General features: G+C 34.2%; 1 protein-coding gene. It reads left to right on the top strand.

Features of this window, described 5'->3' with window-relative positions; translation table 11 throughout:
* A partial coding sequence (locus R2R70_RS22630; protein WP_410979291.1) for an insulinase family protein occupies positions 1–243 on the top strand: 243 nt, incomplete at both ends.

Genomic DNA, 243 nt, shown 5'->3' on the forward strand with positions numbered 1-243 from the left:
GGATCCTATTGTTCAGGAAAAAGAAGTTACGGAAATAGACCAGAATATTCAATTACCGGCCTATGTTTTTGCGTACAGAGTACCTGGGAATAAAGAGAAAGATGCTTATACCCTTGATATGCTTTCTTCTTATTTAAGTGATCGAAAATCTTCAGTTTTAAAATATAAACTGATAGACCAAGATAAAAAGGCCTTAGATGTAGGGATTTTGAATACTACAATGGAGGATTACGGAGTTTTTAG

The sequence above is a fragment of the Cobetia sp. SIMBA_158 genome (assembly GCF_046566945.1).
GTDB classification, from domain to species: domain Bacteria; phylum Pseudomonadota; class Gammaproteobacteria; order Pseudomonadales; family Halomonadaceae; genus Cobetia; species Cobetia amphilecti.